The following is a 1,112-nucleotide window of genomic DNA, read 5'->3' as shown; positions in this document are numbered from 1 at the left end:
TGTGATGTCCGGGGAGGTTGGTCAGTCGGGTGACCGGTGGGCGACCGCCGATGGCGGAGTGGGCTCGGTGGTGATTGTAGAAGTGGAGCCAGTCGGGTAGGGCTTGGTTGCGGTGTTCGGTCGATTGGTAGAAGCGGGCGTAGGCCCAGCCGTCGGCGAGGGTGCGGTGGAAGCGTTCGATCTTGCCGTTGGTCTGGGGCCGGTAGGGGCGGGTCCGCTTGTGGGTGATGCGCAGTTCGTCGCAGGCCTCGCGCCAGGCGTGGGACCGGTAGGCCGACCCGTTGTCGGAGAGCACTCGTTCGATGGTGACGCCGTGGTCGGCGAACCACGCCGCTGCGTGCTGGAGTACCTCGATCGCGGTGGCGGCTTTCTCGTCGGCGCGGATCTCGGCGTATGCCATGCGGGAGTGGTCGTCGATGACGGTGTGCACGAACGCGATTCCGATCAGAGGCCGGTACTGGTTGCCGCGCTTGCCGGTGCGCCGCGCGGTGTGGACGGCGTTGAGCTTGCCTTGGCGGCGGCTGAGGAATTTGTGGCCACCGCCGTCGGGGATGTTGGCGAACTTGGTGACATCGACATGGACCAGTGATCCGGGATGGTCGTGCTCGTAGCGGCGTAGGGGTTCGCCGGTGACTCGGTCGATACGGGAGAGCCGGTTGATGCGGCAACGCACCAGGACCGCGTGCACGGTCGAGGCTGCCATATCGAGCCGCCCGGCGATCTGTACCGGTCCCAGCCGGTGCCGCCAGCGCAGTGCGACGATGGCGCGTACGAGCTGCGGGGCGGTCTTGTTCGGGCTGGTATGTGGGCGTGAGCTGCGATCGGTCATCCCGGCGACGCCCTCGATCCGGTACCGGTCGGCCCACTTCTTGGCCGTGCGTGGGGAGACCATGAACATTTTCGCTGCCGCGCGATAGGTCCAGCCGCGATCGACGATCAACCGTGCCAGTCGCAGACGGGTGATCGGGGTGAGTGTTGCGTTAGCGTGGGACACGAAGGCCTCCGGGCTCGTGAAGCGGTTCCTAGACAGCTCCACTTCACAGCCGGAGGCCTTCACCTGTCAGCCGGACTCACCACAGTGAGTAGGCCGGACAACCTCCCTGGACATCACA

General features: G+C 66.3%; 1 protein-coding gene. It reads right to left on the bottom strand.

Annotated features, from left to right (window positions below):
* The coding region (locus tag ACIHAX_RS37800; protein ID WP_364440038.1) for an IS481 family transposase at positions 1-994 on the bottom strand (994 nt) is incomplete at its 3' end.
* Between the last annotated feature and the right edge of the window lie 118 nt (positions 995-1,112).

The sequence above is a fragment of the Nocardia sp. NPDC051929 genome (genome assembly GCF_044548645.1).
Lineage (GTDB): Bacteria > Actinomycetota > Actinomycetes > Mycobacteriales > Mycobacteriaceae > Nocardia > Nocardia sichangensis.
The sequence above is the reverse complement of the archived record's forward strand: the minus strand, read 5'-3'. Positions and strand labels throughout refer to the sequence as shown.